Below are 14,381 nucleotides of genomic sequence, written 5' to 3'. Positions count from 1 at the left end.
GTCCCCGCAAGATGTTTGTCGAGAGACAGACCTATCGTAAGCGGCGGATGCAGGACGCGGCGCGGTTCCTGCCTGTTATCGGGCTGGTGCTGTTCCTGTTGCCGCTGTTCTGGCCGCGCGGCCCCGAAGACGGCATCGCAATGTCGGTGGCGATTGAATATATCTTTGCGGTCTGGATCGCGCTGGTAGCGGGTGCCCTCGTGCTATCATTCCTCATCAAGGAAGAACCTGCGCTTGAGGATGGCGGCGCGCCCGAACCGCCACGGGGCAGGAACGACTGATGCAGACGCTCAATGTGCTGATTTTCGTCTGCACCGCGTATGCGCTTTTCCTGTTCTTTGTGGCTTTTGTCGCCGAACGTGCCGCCATGCGCGGGCGTGGCAAGTGGTTGCGGTCATCCGTGGTCTACACGCTGTCGCTGTCGATCTATTGCACCGCCTGGACGTTCTACGGCGCGGTGGGGTATGCGGCCCGGTCCGGGTTTGAATATGTGACGATCTATCTGGGGCCAACGCTGGTCATGATCGGCTGGTGGTGGCTTTTGCGCAAGCTGGTGCGGGTGGGACGAACGCAACGGATCACCTCGATTGCGGACCTGGTGTCCTCGCGGTTCGGCAAATCCAACCTTCTGGCCGTTGGGGTCACGATCCTCGCCGTGGTTGGCACGACGCCTTATATCGCGCTGCAATTGCAGTCGGTTACTCTTTCTTTCGAAGCCTTTGCCGACTCCCTGAACCAACAGGGTGAGGCGGCCAATGTGTCCGAGAGCACTGCGCTATGGGTGGCGATGGGGCTCGCGCTCTTCACGGTCTTGTTCGGCACCCGCAATCTCGACGCGAACGAACGCCACCACGGGGTGGTTATGGCCATTGCCGTGGAGGCGGTGGTCAAGCTCATGGCACTGCTGGCGGTTGGGATCTTTGTGGTTTGGGGGCTGTCTGGCGGGGTGGGCGACACGCTGGCGCGCATCGACGCCTCTGAGATCGGCAAATGGCAGGTGGATGGCGGGCGTTGGGCGACGCTGACATTCCTGTCGGCGGCGGCCTTCCTGTGCCTGCCGCGCATGTTTCAGGTGATGGTGGTCGAGAACTCCGACGAACAGCATCTACGCACCGCCTCCTGGGCCTTTCCCGGTTATCTCCTGCTGATGAGTCTATTTGTGGTACCCATCGCGGTGATGGGGCTTGAGCGGCTTCCGGCTTCGTCCAATCCGGATCTTTTCGTTCTGACTCTGCCGCTATCCGAAGGGCAGAACGCGCTGGCGATCTTTTCCTTTATCGGTGGTTTTTCCTCGGCCACCTCCATGGTGATTGTCGCGGCGCTGGCGCTTTCGACGATGGTCTCGAACCATATCGTCATGCCGCTCTGGCTGCGCGCCAATGTCGGGCGGGCCAGCTTTTCCGGCGATGTGCGCCATGTGGTTCTGGTGGCGCGGCGCGTGTCCATCGCGGGGGTCGTGTTTCTGGGCTATCTCTACTACCGCATGTCGGGCGGTGGCACGGCGCTTGCCGCCATTGGGCTGATTGCCTTTGCGGGCATGGCGCAGGTTCTGCCGGTTCTGATGGGTGGGCTGTTCTGGCGCGGGGCCACGCGGGTGGGGGCGTTGGCCGGTTTGACCGTGGGGTTCGGGCTTTGGGGCTATACGCTGTTCCTGCCCAGCTTCGGTGAGGGCGCGTTCATGCCCCGCACGGTGCTGGAGAACGGCTTGCTGGGCTTTGCATGGCTGCGGCCTCAGGCGTTGTTCGGCATCGAGGGGATCGATCCGCTGATCCACGCGGTGTTCTGGAGCCTGCTGCTGAACGCGATCACCTTTGTCACCGTGTCGCTGGCCAGCTTCCCGTCACCGCTGGAGCGGTTGCAGGGCGCGCAGTTTGTCAACGCGCTGCAACAGACCGGCAGCGCGCGCAGCTGGTCGGCGGGCACCGCGCAGACCGAAGACCTGATGGTCATGGCGCAGCGTATTCTGGGCGCGTCAGAGGCGCTTCAATTTTTCCGGCGTGAAGCCGCGCGCCAGGCCGGGGGCAATGCGCGACCCGGGAAATTGCCCGATCCGACGCCGGATTTTCTTCAGCGGCTTGAACGGGAATTGTCCGGCTCGGTGGGCGCCGCCACGGCCCATGCGATGGTGGCACAGATCGTCGGCGGTGCCTCGGTCTCGGTGCGCGAGCTGTTGGCCGTGGCCGATGAAACCGCCCAGATGATCGAATATTCCGACCGGCTCAAGGCGCAGTCGCTGGAATTGTCGCGCACCGCCGAACAGTTGCGGGCGGCGAATGAAAAGCTGACCAGCCTGTCGGTGCAGAAGGACGCGTTCCTGTCCCAGATCAGCCACGAGCTGCGCACGCCAATGACGTCTATCCGGGCGTTTTCCGAAATCCTGCGCGACACAGCCGATGTCTCACGCGAGGAAAAGCAGAAATATTCGTCGATCATCCATGACGAATCTGTACGGTTGACGCGGCTGTTGGATGATCTTCTGGATCTCAGCGTTCTGGAAAACGGTCAGGTGAATCTCAACCTGCGCGACGGCACGCTGCGCGAGGCACTGGACAAGGCGGCCTCTGCCGCGGCGACCGGGGACGAGAGCCCGGCCATCACCATCCTGCGCGATCCGGAACAGGAGAGCATCACGCTGCACACGGATTTCGACCGCCTTGGGCAGGTCTTTATCAACCTGATCGCCAATGCGCGCAAATATTGCGATGCGGAGCAGCCGGAGCTGACCGTGTTGGTGGAGCACAACGATCTGGGCGTACAGGTTGATTTCATCGATAATGGCAGCGGCATCCCAAGCGATGCGCAGGACCTCATCTTTGAAAAATTCGCGCGGGTGAGCCCCCAGCGCGCCGGCGGCGCCGGGTTGGGGCTGTCGATCTGTCGGCAGATCATGGAGCGGCTGGGCGGGTCCATCGGGTTTCTCCCGGACACGCGCGGCGCGCATTTCCGCGTGACGCTTCCAATGGTTGCACCAGAACATCTTGCCGAGAGTAAGCCGTTGGTAACCAATTGACGCCATAGATCATGTAACGGAATTACGTGGACCTGAGGGCCATTGGACGGGATGGCGGCAACACAAGCCCAAAACCTGCTGCGGCAGAAAGCCAGCACGGCGCGCAAGGAGCGCGAGTCGCGGGAGATGACCCCGGCACGCGCTTTGCGTCTTGCGCTGGCCCGGACCGCCGGAGCGCTGTGGGAGCTTCCGCTTGATGTGCGCGGGATCGACCAGGCGGTGATCGGGCTGGAGGATCTGGGCGACCATATGTCGGATGACATGATGCTCTTGTTGCTGGACGGCCCGGATGGCGCACGTGGCGCGGCGGCGATCGACCGCAAGATCGTGGCCGCGATGGTCGAGGTGCAGACCATCGGCACGATCTCTCCCAAGGAACCGCCCGAACGGGAGCCGACACCCACCGATGCCGCGCTGATCGCGCCCTGGCTGGACGGGGCGCTGGAACGGGCGGATGTCACGCTGTGCGGGGGCGACGATGAGGCCGGGTCTGCGGCGGACCCCGCCCATGACTGGATGATCGGCTATCGCTTTGGCGCGATGGCGGAGAATCTGCGCGCGCTTTCGCTGACGTTGGATGCACCCGATCTGCATTGCCTCGGGTTTGAGCTTGATGTCGGGGTGGGGATGCGTAGCGGGGGGTTTCGCCTTCTGATGCCCAAGGCACCGCCCAAACCATCATCTGAGCAGGGCAGACCAGAGGTTGACTCGGACAAGCTCCGCGAGGCGATGGGAACCATCCCGGCCGAATTGCAGGTGGTGGCCGGGCGTCTTTCGATAACGCTGGCGCAGGCTACGGCGCTCAAACCCGGTGACTGCCTGCCTGTTGAGGAGCTTTTATTCGCGCGGGCAGAGCTGCGCACCGCGGATGGCGGGTGCCACGGGACTGCGCGGCTGGGCAAGCTGGACGGCAAATGGGCGATTCGGCTGGGCGATGGGGAGCAGACCGACAGCGGCGCTCAACAGATGATCGAAGCTCCGCAGGTGCAGTCTGATGCGCCGGGTGATCGGTCGCTTGCCAACATGCCCAACCCGTTGGCCGACAACAGGGCAGGGGCCTCGTTACCAACCGTACCAAAGCCTGCGCCGTTGGGGGGGGAGCTGCAAGCGCCGGGCTGGCCCGAGGATCTGCCGGAGCCGCAGGCTGCCGAAAACATCAATTTCGAATGAGCCAATCCGCGTTGGGTGGCTCAGCCGGCGGACAGCATTTCAAGCTGTTGGCGCAGCCCACCAAGGTCATACCCGGCCTGTTGCGCGGCGTTCAGAATGTCGTCCACCGGTTGCTTGCGCGACATCGCCTGATCAAGGGACCACAACACCGTAGAGCGCGTTCCCGATGCGCAATAGGCCAGCACGTTACCGGGCGCGGCCTCGACGATCCCGGCTTGTGCGCGGATCGCGTCCGGCGTCATGCTCTGATGTGTGATTGGCAGAACGTGAAAGTCCAGCCCGGCCGCCTCCGCAGCGGTTCCAATCATATCGGCCCGAAGCATGGGGGGAACTTCGGCATCGGGCCGGTTGCAGATGATCGTGGTAAAGCCTGCCTTGGCAAGCTCTGCCACGTCTTCAGCGGTGATTTGCGGCGAGACGTGGTAGGTCTCGCTGATATGTCTGATCTCCATGTGCTCTGATTACGCGGGAGCGGAGAGCCTGTCCAGTTGCGTCCGCACTGCAGGCGCTCCCAACATGCCGACCAGCATCGCCGCCACGAACAGGATGTTGCCCCAGCCGCCATAGCTCAGCGCTGCGATGGACGGACCTGGGCAAAGCCCGGCAAGCCCCCATCCCATGCCAAAGAGCACCGAGCCCAACACGAGGTTGCGGCCCAGTTTCGGCTCAGGCGGGGTCGGAAAGCTGCCGCCTGCGATGGGCGTGCGGTTTTGGGTCAGCCGCCATGCGATAGCCATTGGAATGATGGCCCCGCCCATGACAAAGGCCAGCGTCGGGTCCCAGTTGCCGAAAATATCCAGCCAACCCTGCACCTTGGTGGTGTCCGTCATGCCGGAAACAAACAGGCCCGCGCCAAACAGACCGCCCGCGATGAATGCAAGAAAGTTACGCATCAGATCACCCCCAGAAGATGCCGGAAAATCACGACGGTCAGACCGCCGGCCCCGATATAGAATGCCGTGGCCACGATGCCGCGCAGCGACAGCCGCGAGATGCCGCAGACCCCGTGCCCGGAAGTGCAGCCATTGGCAATGCGCGTCCCGATCCCCACCAGCAGCCCGGCTGCGACCAACACGGCGGGGTTGGTGGTGAGATGGGTGTCGACCTCGCGGTAGATGGGCATCAGCAAAATGGGCAAAAGCGCCACGCCCACGAGAAAGACGATCCGCTCCACCGCCGTGCTGCGCCCGCTGCCATCGACAAGCCCGCCGATGATGCCGCTGGCCCCCATGATCCGTCCGTTGCCCAGCAGGTATACGGCACCTCCGGTTCCGATCAGCAACCCGCCGACCAGTCCCCAAATCCAGTCCTGTTCCATAACGTTTCCTTTGTCATTCACGGTCGCACCTGCCGCACGAGGCTGGCGCACCTGTTCGCGTGAAATTCATATATCGAAAATAGAATATGTTTCAAGCCCTGTTGTGACATCATCTCGGGAAGGAGATCGCGGCCCGGCGGTGGCCGGTTTGGTCCCGTTCAAAGCGGCGTTCTCAAAGCGATGACAGACTGCGCATAGCCATGCAGCAGCGGCGATATTTCAGGCGTCACAAAAGTTTCGGAATTGTGGGGCTAAACAGACCACCGGCGTTATGGTAGAAACTTGGAACCTTGGGAGGAGTGAGGCATGTCCGAAGCACAGTACAGAGAATTGTTCCACCAGCTCCGAGCGCAGATTGCCGTAAGCGGTATGGCTGAACGCGAACGGCTGATCGCGCATCTTCAGGAGCTTCATCAGGAGGCTCTGTCCAGAGGCATCCGCATTGACCGCCCCGGCACCCGCCCGGAACTGGACCGGATCGACGAGGACATCGAAGCCCAGTTTGACAACTTCCCGATCTGAGAGGAATTGGGGATCAGCCCAGCGAAATCCCCATGATCACCATCATCAGCCCGATGACGGACAGAAACAATGCCGCGAGGTTGCGCGGCAGAACCGTTTTCAATGTGGCGCGCATGGCCTCGTCATCCAGCTGCGCGCGCTTGGCGCGTGCAACGGTCGTGATACACCAGCCTAGCCCCAATAGGCCAAGAACCGAAAGTGCGGCCCCGATCCAGATCAGCCATTCCATGGGTCTGCTCCTGTTGTCCAAATCTGCGCCCGTCGGTAATTCATGCCGCTCCGGGCTTCAAGCCCTTGCGGGGCGCGCGGCACGCGGCTAGCAAGAGCCAAAAGGCAGGAGAGTGACATGGATGATGTGACCGACAACGGAATTCCTGACAGCTACAAGGTAACCGCGGGCGAGCTGCGCCAGTTCATCGAACGGTTCGAGCGGTTGGATCAGGAAAAGAAAGACATCGCCGACCAGCAGAAAGAGGTGATGGCCGAGGCCAAGGCGCGCGGCTATGACACCAAGGTCATGCGCAAGGTCATTGCGCTGCGCAAGCGTGACAAGGACGACATCGCCGAAGAAGAAGCGGTGTTGGAGATGTACAAGGAGGCGCTTGGCATGAGCTGAGCCGGGCGGAGCGCGCGATGGATTGGGTGAAAATCATACATCTGCTCTGCGTCATGGGATGGATGACCTCCATCTTTGCCGTGCCGCGCGCGCTGATTTACTGGAAACGCGAATGGGCCCGGATCGGGGAGTTCGGTCCGACCGGGGACCTGACCTTCCGGCTCTATCGCTTTTCCGCCGGGCTGGGGGTGATCGCTTTGATCACCGGGCTTTGGTTGGGCTGGTACTGGGATTTTGCGCCCTGGGTCTGGGTCAAGCTTGGGCTCGTGGCGCTTTTGACGGCGCATTACGTCATGACCGGGTTCATGGTGGCCCGAGCCAAGCGCGGTGAATTCCGCGAAAGTGATTTCTACCTGCGGGTTTTCAATGAAATCAGCGTCTTCGGCGTGATTGCCGTGCTGTGGGTGGTGGTGGTCAAACCTTTTTGAGTCCGATGTCTTCACAAGAAATCGGTCCGAAATCTTTTGAAGATTTCGGCACCAGGTTACAGCGCCCGCCAGCCGATATCGCGGCGGTAGAATCCTTGCGGCCAGTCGATCCCGTCGATCATTGCGTAGGCTTGGTCGCGTGCCTCTTGCAGGGTCGCGCCGCGGGCCGTCACGTTGAGCACCCGGCCACCGGTGGCCGTGATCTGCCCGTCCTTTGCCGTGGTTCCCGCATGGAATACCATGTGGCTGCTGTCTTCAGAGCAACTGTCCAGCCCCTTGATCACACTGCCTTTTTCATAAGATCCCGGATAGCCGTTCGCGGCCATGACGACCGTTATCGCATGGTCATCGGCCCAGTTGACCCGCGCCTCCGCCAGCCGTTCCTCGGCCGCCGCATGCATCAGGTCCAACGCCTGCGCACCCAGCCGCAGCATCAGCACCTGGCATTCGGGATCGCCGAAACGCACGTTGTATTCGACCAGACGGGCTTGCCCGTCCTTGATCATTAACCCGGCATAAAGAACCCCGTGATAGGGTGTGCCGCGTCGCGCCATTTCCGCCAATGTCGGCTCGATGATCTGGTCAAGCGCCTGTTTTTGCAGCGCCTCGGTCAGAACCGGTGCCGGGGAATAGGCGCCCATTCCGCCGGTATTCAGCCCGGTGTCACCTTCGCCCACGCGCTTGTGGTCCTGCGCGGTGCCGATGGGAAGCGCGGTTTTGCCGTCGCAGAGAACGAAAAAGGAGGCTTCCTCACCCTCCATGAATTCCTCGATCACCACCTCGGCCCCGGCGCTGCCAAACGCGCCGCCGAACATGTCGTCAATGGCGTCCAAAGCGGTTTGTTCGTCCATGGCCACGATCACGCCCTTGCCCGCGGCCAGCCCGTCGGCCTTGATCACGATCGGTGCGCCGTTTTCGCGGATATAGGCGCGGGCGGCATCGGCGTCGGTGAAATGCGCATAGGCTGCAGTGGGGGCCTTGGCCGCGTCGCAAATCTCCTTGGTAAAGCTTTTGGAGGCTTCCAGCCGCGCGGCCTCTTTGGACGGGCCAAAGACCAAAAGCCCCGCGTCGCGCAGCCGGTCGGCGACGCCCGCGGCCAGCGGGGCCTCGGGGCCAATGATCACGAAATCAATGGTTTCCGCCTCGCAGAGCGCGAGGACTTCGCCCGCATCCTCGATATCCACGCTGGCGCAGGTGGCGATCTGGGCAATCCCGGCATTGCCCGGTGCCACGATCAGCTTGTCGCATTTCGGGTTTTGCATCACCGCCCAAGCGAGGCTGTGTTCACGTCCGCCGCTGCCGAGGATCAGGATATTCATGGCGCTCTCCGCTTGGGTTTTTGTCGCTCGCGTTTTAGGGTTTGCCCCGAGCAGATACAAGCGAGGCCAGATGTCCGACCTGATCGACGATGCCGCACCCGGCATGAACGCCCCGGAATTCAGCGTCACCGAGATTTCCGGTGCGATCAAACGCATGATCGAAGGTGAGTTTTCCCATGTGCGGATCAAGGGCGAGGTTGGGCGCGTGTCCCGGCCGCGTTCGGGACATATCTACCTTGATCTCAAGGACGACCGCGCGGTGATTTCCGGCGTGATCTGGAAAGGTGTGTCGGCACGTCTGGCCACCCAGCCCGAGGAAGGCATGGAAGTGGTCGCGACCGGACGGCTCACCACCTTTCCGGGGCAGTCCAAGTACCAGATCGTCATCGAGGATATCAAACCGGCGGGCGTTGGTGCGCTTATGGCGATGCTGGAAAAGCGCAAGAAAATGCTGGAGGCCGAGGGGCTTTTTGCGCCGGAGCACAAGCGGCCCATCCCCTATCTACCGGAAATCATTGGGGTTGTGACCTCGCCCAGCGGCGCGGTGATCCGCGATATCCTGCACCGGTTGCGTGACCGGTTCCCGCGCAAGGTGCTGATCTGGCCGGTGGCGGTGCAGGGCGAGCGTTGCGCGCCCGAGGTGGCGGCGGCGATCCGAGGCTTCAACGCATTGACGCCGGGCGGGGCGCTGCCGCGACCCGATCTGTTGATCGTGGCGCGGGGCGGCGGGTCGATCGAAGATCTGTGGGGGTTCAACGAAGAGGTCGTCGCGCGGGCGGCGGCGGAGTCGGACATCCCGCTGATTTCAGCGGTCGGGCATGAGACCGACACCACGCTGATCGACTATGTCTCGGACCGGCGCGCGCCCACGCCCACGGCGGCGGCGGAAATGGCGGTGCCGGTGCGGCTGGAACTGCTTGCCTGGCTGGACGGGCAGGGCGGACGTTTGGTGCAATCGCTTGCGGGCGGGATTTCGCAACGGGGTCAGCGGCTGCGTGATCTGTCCCGGGCCTTGCCGCGCGCCGAGGCGCTGGTGGAAGGGCCGCGCCAAAGGCTGGACACCTGGGGCGACCGGCTGCCCGTTGCGCTGGAACGGGGCGTACAGCGGCGGCGCGTGGCGCTGTCCGAGGTGTCTAGTGGGCTGCAGATTTCGGGGCTGCGGCGCAGCCTGCGCAATGAAAAGATGCGCGTTGAGCAGATGGGCGCGCGGCTTAGCCCCGCCCTGTTGCGCGGCGTCGGGTGGAAAGCGGAGCGCGTGGCGGCGGTTAAACTGTCCCCGCGTATGATCGAGCGCGACATTACGGATAAAAAACAGCGTGTTGCGGACATGTTCCGACGGTTATCCGAGGCCGGGGCGCGGCAGATTTTGGAACTGGAAAAGCGGCTTGAGGCGACCGACCGGTTGCGCGAAACGCTGAGCTACAAGGCGACTTTGGCGCGCGGCTATGCGGTGGTGCGTGGCGACGCGGGCGTGGTGACGACCAAGGCCGAAGCGGCCAGCGCAACGGGGCTGGAGATCGAATTTGCCGATGGGCGGATGAAGATCGGGGCTGGTCGCAAAAACGCTCCCTCCAAGCCCAAACCGCCCGAACAGGGCAGCCTTTTCTGACCTGCGCCGGAAAGGGCTTGCGAAAATGTTCGCCTTATGTTCATTTTTTGGCAAGCTTTGGAGGGCATCATGGAACAGCGCGTCAGTCTCATCACGCTTGGGGTCCGCGATATGGCGGCATCGGCGGATTTTTATGAGCGGTTGGGCTGGCAGCGGGTCGAGGCGCAGGATGGCGTCGTGGCCTTTGACCTGATCGGGCAGACGCTGGGACTCTATCCGCTGGCGGCATTGGCGGAGGAACTGGGCGTGACCGAGGACCGGCTTGGTTGCGGGGCCATTACGTTGGCGCATAACCTGCGTAGCAAGGAAGAAGTGTGCGCGCTTCTGTCGCGCGTCGAAGCGGCGGGCGGAACGATCCTGAAACCGGCGCAGGATGTGTTTTGGGGCGGGTATCACGGCTATTTCGCCGACCCGGACGGTCATATCTGGGAGGTGGCGCATAATCCGTTTTCGCCCCTGGCCGAAGATGGTGCGTTTCGCTGGAACGGGTATCCGGAGTGACGATGACCAGCGCGTGCGCCGGGGCCTTGGGTTTGGCAAATGCGTAAACCCCGGTCCATGTGGAGCCTTGAGGCACTGGGTCGTGTGCGGTTGGGCAAGTATTTCTACATGCGGGAATTTCTCTACTCCGAAATTGGCAATATTCACGGCATCCCGAATATTCCCGACCGTCCCGAAATTGCCATTGAACGGGGACGCGCGTTTTGCACGGCGTTGCTGGACCCGATGGAAGAGACCTTTGGCCGTGTCGCGGTGCGCTCTGGCTATAGGTCGGCGGCGCTCAACGGTTTCGGCAATCGCCACAAGCTAAACTGTGCACGTAATGACTATCCGCAGGAATGCCATATCTGGGACCAACCGGAGCGGCCGGTTGCCGGGGCCAGCATTGTTATCCCTTGGTTTGCCGATAAATATGATGCGGGCCGGGACTGGCGTGACCTGGCTTGGTGGATCCACGATCACCTGCCCTATTCGGAATTGTGTTTCTTTCCAAAGCTCTGCGCTTTCAACATCACGTGGCGGCCTGTGCCTTGGCGGATGATATCGAGCTATATCGCCCCGCGCGGAACCTTGCTGGCCAAAGGAGCGGAACCGGAGGAACGCGGCCGCCAGCGGCGTGCGCGATATGGCGATTTTCCGCGGTTTCGCGGCTTGTCTCTGCCGGGTGATTGACGGCGACGACCGACGATTCTGTGGATAACTCGGAATGGCTGTATGGGCTGGGTGAAAAAACCCGTTAAGGAAGAAGGGTTTGCGTCAATCCATAGTAAGCGCGTTGACCGAGGCCACCAGATCATGGAAATTTCTACCAGATTTAGGGGGTTGCCGTGATGGGTAGAAAACGATTGGGCGCGCTGGGCACCGTCGCGCTGATGGCGCTTTCGCTCGCTGGGGCCGCCAAGGCCCAGGAGACTTGTGGCGGGGTCTATACGGTGAAGGCGGGTGACAGCCTCTCGGGGATTGCCGACCGTCTGTATCAAAACGCGGGTATGTGGTCTTCGATCCACACCAACAATATCGACGCGATCGGTCAGAGCCCGAACAATATCCGCGTTGGCATGCAACTCAATCTTGGCTGTATCAACGGATTGCCCAATGGCCTGCCGGGCGGACGCGCGGTGACGGAGGCGCGGGCTTCGGCCCCGGTGCAGATTGCGCCGGGTAACGCCGCGACGCGCCAGAAAATCAACGTGCTGACGGGCAGCGATTTTGCCCCCTTCACCGACAAGGACCTGCCCGGCGGCGGCATCCTGACCGAGGTAGTGCAGGCGGCGATGGAGGCGGCGGCACCCAAACAGGGCTTCGCCATCCACTGGGTCAACGATTGGGCGGCGCATCACGAACCGCTTTTGTCCAACGCGCTGCTCGATATCGGCTTTCCCTGGTACAAGCCCGATTGCGAAGCGGACCCGACGACCTATCGCTGCGCCAACCTGATGTTCTCGGACTCCATGTTCGAAGTGCTGATGCTGCTCTTTGTCGATGCGGAGCGCCCCTTTGCTTATAACAGCAGCGAGGACATGCGCGGCAAGGTTCTGTGCCGGCCCGCTGGCTATTCGACCTATATTTTCGATCAGCAAAGGCGCAACTGGCTGCGCGACGGGGTGATTTCGCTAGAGACGCCGGGCACGCCGGGCGATTGCATGCGGATGCTGACCGAAGGCAAGGTGGACGGGGTCGTGCTCAACGAATTCCTCGGCCGCGAGAAGATCAAGGAACTGGGGCTGCAGGGCAAGGTGCTGGTCGCCTCGGGGCAACCGATCTCGGTGGATGGCAACCACATGGTTGTGCACAAATCGCACCCGCATGGCCGCGAATTTCTGGCGGTTTTTGAGGAGGGTTTGGCCAAGATCAAGGCGGATGGCTCTTATCAGTCGATTGTCGACGCGCACATGACCCGCATCTGGGCGGAGTTCTGAGATGGGGCGCTTTGCCTGGATCGCCGCGCTTGTTGCGCTTTTGCCGGGGCTGGCTGCGGCGCAGGACTGTGCGCCCGAGGAGTATCTGGTCGGGGCCGAGGATACGATTCTGACCATTGCCGAGGCGCGTTATGGTGATGCGGAGAAATGGACGCTGATCTATTACGCCAACCAGGATCTGCTGCAATCGCGCGGGTTCAACGTATCGCCGGGCGATGCGCTGGTGCTGCCTTGTGCTCCGGGACAGGCCGTGAAGCAGGCAGACGCCACGCCTTTGCAGCGCCCGGATGCGGAACTGGTGCTCGTCACTGGATCGAATTTCGCTCCGTTCACCGATACTGAGTGGCCCGGCAAGGGCATGGTGACCGAGGTTGTAAATGCGGCTCTGGAGAGCACGCCCGCGCCGGTGCCTTATGCGATTGTCTGGGAGGATGACTGGTCGCGTCATCTGTTCCCGATCCTGAGCGAGAAACAGGCCGATATGGGCTTTCCGTGGTACAAACCGGATTGCGCCACGACGCCCGAGAATGAACGCTGCGCCAATTTCCATTTCTCCGATCCGCTGGTCGAGGTGCTGATCATGCTCTTCGTGCGCCAGGGGGACGGCTTTGCGTTCGAGAGCGATGCGGATGTGCTGGGCAAGAGCCTGTGCCGGCCCAAGGGGTATTTCACCCACGATCTGGACCGCGCCGGGCGGCGTTGGCTGAGCGAGGGGCTGATCGACTTCGTTCAGGCAGACACGCCACAGGCCTGCTTCGAGGCGCTGCAGCGCGGCGAGGTGGACGCGGTGACGGTCAATGTCTTTCTTGGCGCCAACACCATTGACGAGATGGGCCTGCGCGGTCAGGTCGTGCCGCTGGAGCGCCCGCTCAGTTCAGAGGGGCTGCATGTGGTGATTTCCAAGACCCATTGGCGAGGCACGACTCATATGTACCGGATCAACGCGGGTATCGCGGCGCTCAAGAAAAGCGACCGGTATAACGAGATCGTCTCCCGCCATCTCGCGGTGTTTTGGGACCAGATGAAGAAGGGCACGAACTGATCCCAAGCGGATTGGAGGACCGTGAATTTCGAGGGGCGGTGCAGGTTGCGCCGCCCTTTTTCGTTCTGCGGCTGTAAATTGCAGCGCCCGCCGGCCGAGCGGCATTTCCCGACTGGTCATTGCGTAGCGCTTTGATAGAGTGCCCAAAATCAGTCCCTTTTCCAGGCTCACATGAGGGCCGGGCGAGGAAGAGCAGGCCAGTTTCAGATGCGCGAACCGATTGTATTGTTGCCGGGTTTCATGTGTGACGCGCGGGTCTTTGGACCACAGGTGGCGGCGCTGAGCGTTGATACGCCGGTCATGGTTATGCCCGCCATCGCTGGTGAACGGGTCGAGGAAATCGCCTCGGCCATCGTTAGCGCGACACCGGGGAAATTTGCGCTGGCCGGAATGGGGTTCGGCGGCATCATCGCGATGGAAGTGCTGCGCCGTGCGCCGGATCGGGTGACGCGGATCGCGCTGATGGATACGACGCCACTGTCGGAAACGCCGACCGACGCGGCGGCGCGCGAGACGCGGATCATCGCGGCGCGCACGGGGCGGCTACGGGAAATGATGGATGAAGAGATCCGTCGCAACGGGCTTGCTGTGTCTCCTTATCGCAATGATGTCATGGCGCTCGTGCAGGACATGGCGCATCATCTCGGTGGTGAGGTGTTTGTCGCGCAGAGCCGTGCCATCATGCGGCGCAAGGACCAGCAAAGCATCATGCGTCGGTGCAAGGTGCCCGCGCTCGTCATGTGCGGGGCCGAGAACGCGGCGCTGCCGGTGAAACGTCATGCTTTTATGGCCGAACTGATCCCCCATGCGCGGCTGGAGGTGATCGAAGGGGCGGGGTATCTGCCGTCGCTGGAACAGCCCGAGGCGGTCATCAACGTGCTACGCGCCTGGCAGAAGCAGCCCTTTGTTCTGCAATAGGCGGGGTGC

The 14,381-nt window shown here is 62.2% G+C and carries 17 protein-coding genes; 12 read left to right on the top strand and 5 right to left on the bottom strand.

Annotated elements, in window-relative coordinates; genetic code table 11:
* The first annotated feature begins 11 nt into the window (after nt 1-11).
* The 3 genes from PGB28_RS01880 to PGB28_RS01870 are packed head-to-tail and all read left to right on the top strand — an operon-like array spanning nt 12 to nt 4,180.
* Nucleotides 12-281: a hypothetical protein gene (locus PGB28_RS01880; protein WP_271419781.1), complete on the top strand. Its 270-nt coding sequence runs from the start codon at nt 12-14 to the stop codon at nt 279-281.
* Nucleotides 281-3,010: an ATP-binding protein gene (locus tag PGB28_RS01875; protein WP_271419780.1), complete on the top strand. Its 2,730-nt coding sequence runs from the start codon at nt 281-283 to the stop codon at nt 3,008-3,010. Before PGB28_RS01880 ends, PGB28_RS01875 begins: the two co-directional genes overlap by 1 nt.
* 51 nt (nt 3,011-3,061) lie before the next feature.
* Nucleotides 3,062-4,180 (top strand): FliM/FliN family flagellar motor switch protein, encoded by a 1,119-nt coding sequence (locus PGB28_RS01870; protein ID WP_271419779.1) that lies wholly within the window; start codon nt 3,062-3,064, stop codon nt 4,178-4,180.
* 20 nt (nt 4,181-4,200) lie between these two features.
* Here the strand turns inward: PGB28_RS01870 and PGB28_RS01865 are convergent, their stop codons facing one another.
* From PGB28_RS01865 to PGB28_RS01855, 3 genes are read right to left on the bottom strand one after another with little or no spacing between them, the layout of a single operon-like run.
* On the bottom strand, nt 4,201-4,632 hold the full coding sequence (locus PGB28_RS01865; protein WP_271419778.1) for a TIGR01244 family sulfur transferase: 432 nt from the start codon (nt 4,630-4,632) through the stop codon (nt 4,201-4,203).
* Between the two features lie 9 nt (nt 4,633-4,641).
* Nucleotides 4,642-5,073, bottom strand: a complete 432-nt coding sequence (locus PGB28_RS01860; RefSeq protein WP_271419777.1) for a DUF6691 family protein — start codon at nt 5,071-5,073, stop codon at nt 4,642-4,644.
* The gene (locus PGB28_RS01855) at nt 5,073-5,498 is read right to left on the bottom strand and encodes a YeeE/YedE family protein (protein WP_271419826.1); all 426 of its coding nucleotides are present in this window, start codon (nt 5,496-5,498) and stop codon (nt 5,073-5,075) included. The genes PGB28_RS01860 and PGB28_RS01855 overlap by 1 nt, the downstream gene beginning before the upstream one ends.
* Before the next feature lie 306 nt (nt 5,499-5,804).
* Here PGB28_RS01855 and PGB28_RS01850 point away from each other — a divergent pair, with 306 nt between their 5' ends.
* Entirely contained in the window at nt 5,805-6,020 is a 216-nt protein-coding gene (locus PGB28_RS01850) for a hypothetical protein (RefSeq protein WP_271419776.1), read from the top strand.
* A gap of 13 nt (nt 6,021-6,033) precedes the next feature.
* Here PGB28_RS01850 and PGB28_RS01845 read toward each other — a convergent pair whose 3' ends face one another.
* On the bottom strand, nt 6,034-6,249 hold the full coding sequence (locus PGB28_RS01845) for a hypothetical protein (RefSeq protein WP_271419775.1): 216 nt from the start codon (nt 6,247-6,249) through the stop codon (nt 6,034-6,036).
* Between the two features lie 117 nt (nt 6,250-6,366).
* Here PGB28_RS01845 and PGB28_RS01840 point away from each other — a divergent pair, with 117 nt between their 5' ends.
* Nucleotides 6,367-6,636, top strand: coding sequence for a DUF2312 domain-containing protein (locus tag PGB28_RS01840; RefSeq protein WP_271419774.1), 270 nt, complete (start codon nt 6,367-6,369; stop codon nt 6,634-6,636).
* Nucleotides 6,637-6,653: 17 nt separating this feature from the next.
* Entirely contained in the window at nt 6,654-7,064 is a 411-nt protein-coding gene (locus tag PGB28_RS01835) for a CopD family protein (RefSeq protein WP_271419773.1), read from the top strand.
* A gap of 56 nt (nt 7,065-7,120) precedes the next feature.
* On the opposite strand, the gene purD is transcribed toward PGB28_RS01835, so the two are convergent.
* Nucleotides 7,121-8,383, bottom strand: coding sequence for a phosphoribosylamine--glycine ligase (gene purD, locus PGB28_RS01830; protein ID WP_271419772.1), 1,263 nt, complete (start codon nt 8,381-8,383; stop codon nt 7,121-7,123).
* 70 nt (nt 8,384-8,453) lie between these two features.
* Between purD and xseA the strand changes: the two genes are divergently transcribed.
* From xseA to PGB28_RS01800, 6 genes are all read left to right on the top strand, one after another.
* The gene (xseA, locus tag PGB28_RS01825) at nt 8,454-9,992 is read left to right on the top strand and encodes an exodeoxyribonuclease VII large subunit (RefSeq protein WP_271419771.1); all 1,539 of its coding nucleotides are present in this window, start codon (nt 8,454-8,456) and stop codon (nt 9,990-9,992) included.
* A 69-nt stretch (nt 9,993-10,061) separates the two neighbouring features.
* Entirely contained in the window at nt 10,062-10,493 is a 432-nt protein-coding gene (locus PGB28_RS01820) for a VOC family protein (protein ID WP_271419770.1), read from the top strand.
* 57 nt (nt 10,494-10,550) lie between these two features.
* Nucleotides 10,551-11,165 carry a hypothetical protein gene (locus PGB28_RS01815; protein WP_271419825.1) on the top strand — a complete coding sequence of 205 codons (615 nt, stop codon included), beginning with the start codon at nt 10,551-10,553 and terminating at the stop codon, nt 11,163-11,165.
* A 158-nt stretch (nt 11,166-11,323) separates the two neighbouring features.
* Nucleotides 11,324-12,412 (top strand): LysM peptidoglycan-binding domain-containing protein, encoded by a 1,089-nt coding sequence (locus tag PGB28_RS01810; protein WP_271419769.1) that lies wholly within the window; start codon nt 11,324-11,326, stop codon nt 12,410-12,412.
* Nucleotide 12,413: 1 nt separating this feature from the next.
* Nucleotides 12,414-13,454 (top strand): transporter substrate-binding domain-containing protein, encoded by a 1,041-nt coding sequence (locus tag PGB28_RS01805; protein ID WP_271419768.1) that lies wholly within the window; start codon nt 12,414-12,416, stop codon nt 13,452-13,454.
* 207 nt (nt 13,455-13,661) lie between these two features.
* Nucleotides 13,662-14,372 carry an alpha/beta fold hydrolase gene (locus PGB28_RS01800; RefSeq protein WP_271419767.1) on the top strand — a complete coding sequence of 237 codons (711 nt, stop codon included), beginning with the start codon at nt 13,662-13,664 and terminating at the stop codon, nt 14,370-14,372.
* The last annotated feature ends 9 nt before the right edge of the window (nt 14,373-14,381 follow it).

The sequence above is a fragment of the Primorskyibacter aestuariivivens genome (genome assembly GCF_028023675.1).
In the GTDB taxonomy this organism is placed as follows: domain Bacteria; phylum Pseudomonadota; class Alphaproteobacteria; order Rhodobacterales; family Rhodobacteraceae; genus Marinovum; species Marinovum aestuariivivens.
The sequence above is the reverse complement of the archived record's forward strand: the minus strand, read 5'-3'. Positions and strand labels throughout refer to the sequence as shown.

What these genes read in the sequence shown, in the direction of transcription:
- PGB28_RS01815 (WP_271419825.1), top strand. Translation starts at nt 10,551, where the DNA reads ATGTGGAGCCTTGAGGCACTGGGTCGTGTGCGGTTGGGCAAGTATTTC.
- PGB28_RS01880 (WP_271419781.1), top strand. Translation starts at nt 12, where the DNA reads ATGTTTGTCGAGAGACAGACCTATCGTAAGCGGCGGATGCAGGACGCG.
- PGB28_RS01820 (WP_271419770.1), top strand. Translation starts at nt 10,062, where the DNA reads ATGGAACAGCGCGTCAGTCTCATCACGCTTGGGGTCCGCGATATGGCG.
- PGB28_RS01860 (WP_271419777.1), bottom strand. Translation starts at nt 5,073, where the DNA reads ATGCGTAACTTTCTTGCATTCATCGCGGGCGGTCTGTTTGGCGCGGGC.
- PGB28_RS01805 (WP_271419768.1), top strand. Translation starts at nt 12,414, where the DNA reads ATGGGGCGCTTTGCCTGGATCGCCGCGCTTGTTGCGCTTTTGCCGGGG.
- PGB28_RS01855 (WP_271419826.1), bottom strand. Translation starts at nt 5,498, where the DNA reads ATGGAACAGGACTGGATTTGGGGACTGGTCGGCGGGTTGCTGATCGGA.
- PGB28_RS01835 (WP_271419773.1), top strand. Translation starts at nt 6,654, where the DNA reads ATGGATTGGGTGAAAATCATACATCTGCTCTGCGTCATGGGATGGATG.
- PGB28_RS01870 (WP_271419779.1), top strand. Translation starts at nt 3,062, where the DNA reads ATGGCGGCAACACAAGCCCAAAACCTGCTGCGGCAGAAAGCCAGCACG.
- PGB28_RS01800 (WP_271419767.1), top strand. Translation starts at nt 13,662, where the DNA reads ATGCGCGAACCGATTGTATTGTTGCCGGGTTTCATGTGTGACGCGCGG.
- PGB28_RS01875 (WP_271419780.1), top strand. Translation starts at nt 281, where the DNA reads ATGCAGACGCTCAATGTGCTGATTTTCGTCTGCACCGCGTATGCGCTT.
- PGB28_RS01865 (WP_271419778.1), bottom strand. Translation starts at nt 4,632, where the DNA reads ATGGAGATCAGACATATCAGCGAGACCTACCACGTCTCGCCGCAAATC.
- purD (WP_271419772.1), bottom strand. Translation starts at nt 8,383, where the DNA reads ATGAATATCCTGATCCTCGGCAGCGGCGGACGTGAACACAGCCTCGCT.
- PGB28_RS01840 (WP_271419774.1), top strand. Translation starts at nt 6,367, where the DNA reads ATGGATGATGTGACCGACAACGGAATTCCTGACAGCTACAAGGTAACC.
- PGB28_RS01845 (WP_271419775.1), bottom strand. Translation starts at nt 6,249, where the DNA reads ATGGAATGGCTGATCTGGATCGGGGCCGCACTTTCGGTTCTTGGCCTA.
- xseA (WP_271419771.1), top strand. Translation starts at nt 8,454, where the DNA reads ATGTCCGACCTGATCGACGATGCCGCACCCGGCATGAACGCCCCGGAA.
- PGB28_RS01810 (WP_271419769.1), top strand. Translation starts at nt 11,324, where the DNA reads ATGGGTAGAAAACGATTGGGCGCGCTGGGCACCGTCGCGCTGATGGCG.
- PGB28_RS01850 (WP_271419776.1), top strand. Translation starts at nt 5,805, where the DNA reads ATGTCCGAAGCACAGTACAGAGAATTGTTCCACCAGCTCCGAGCGCAG.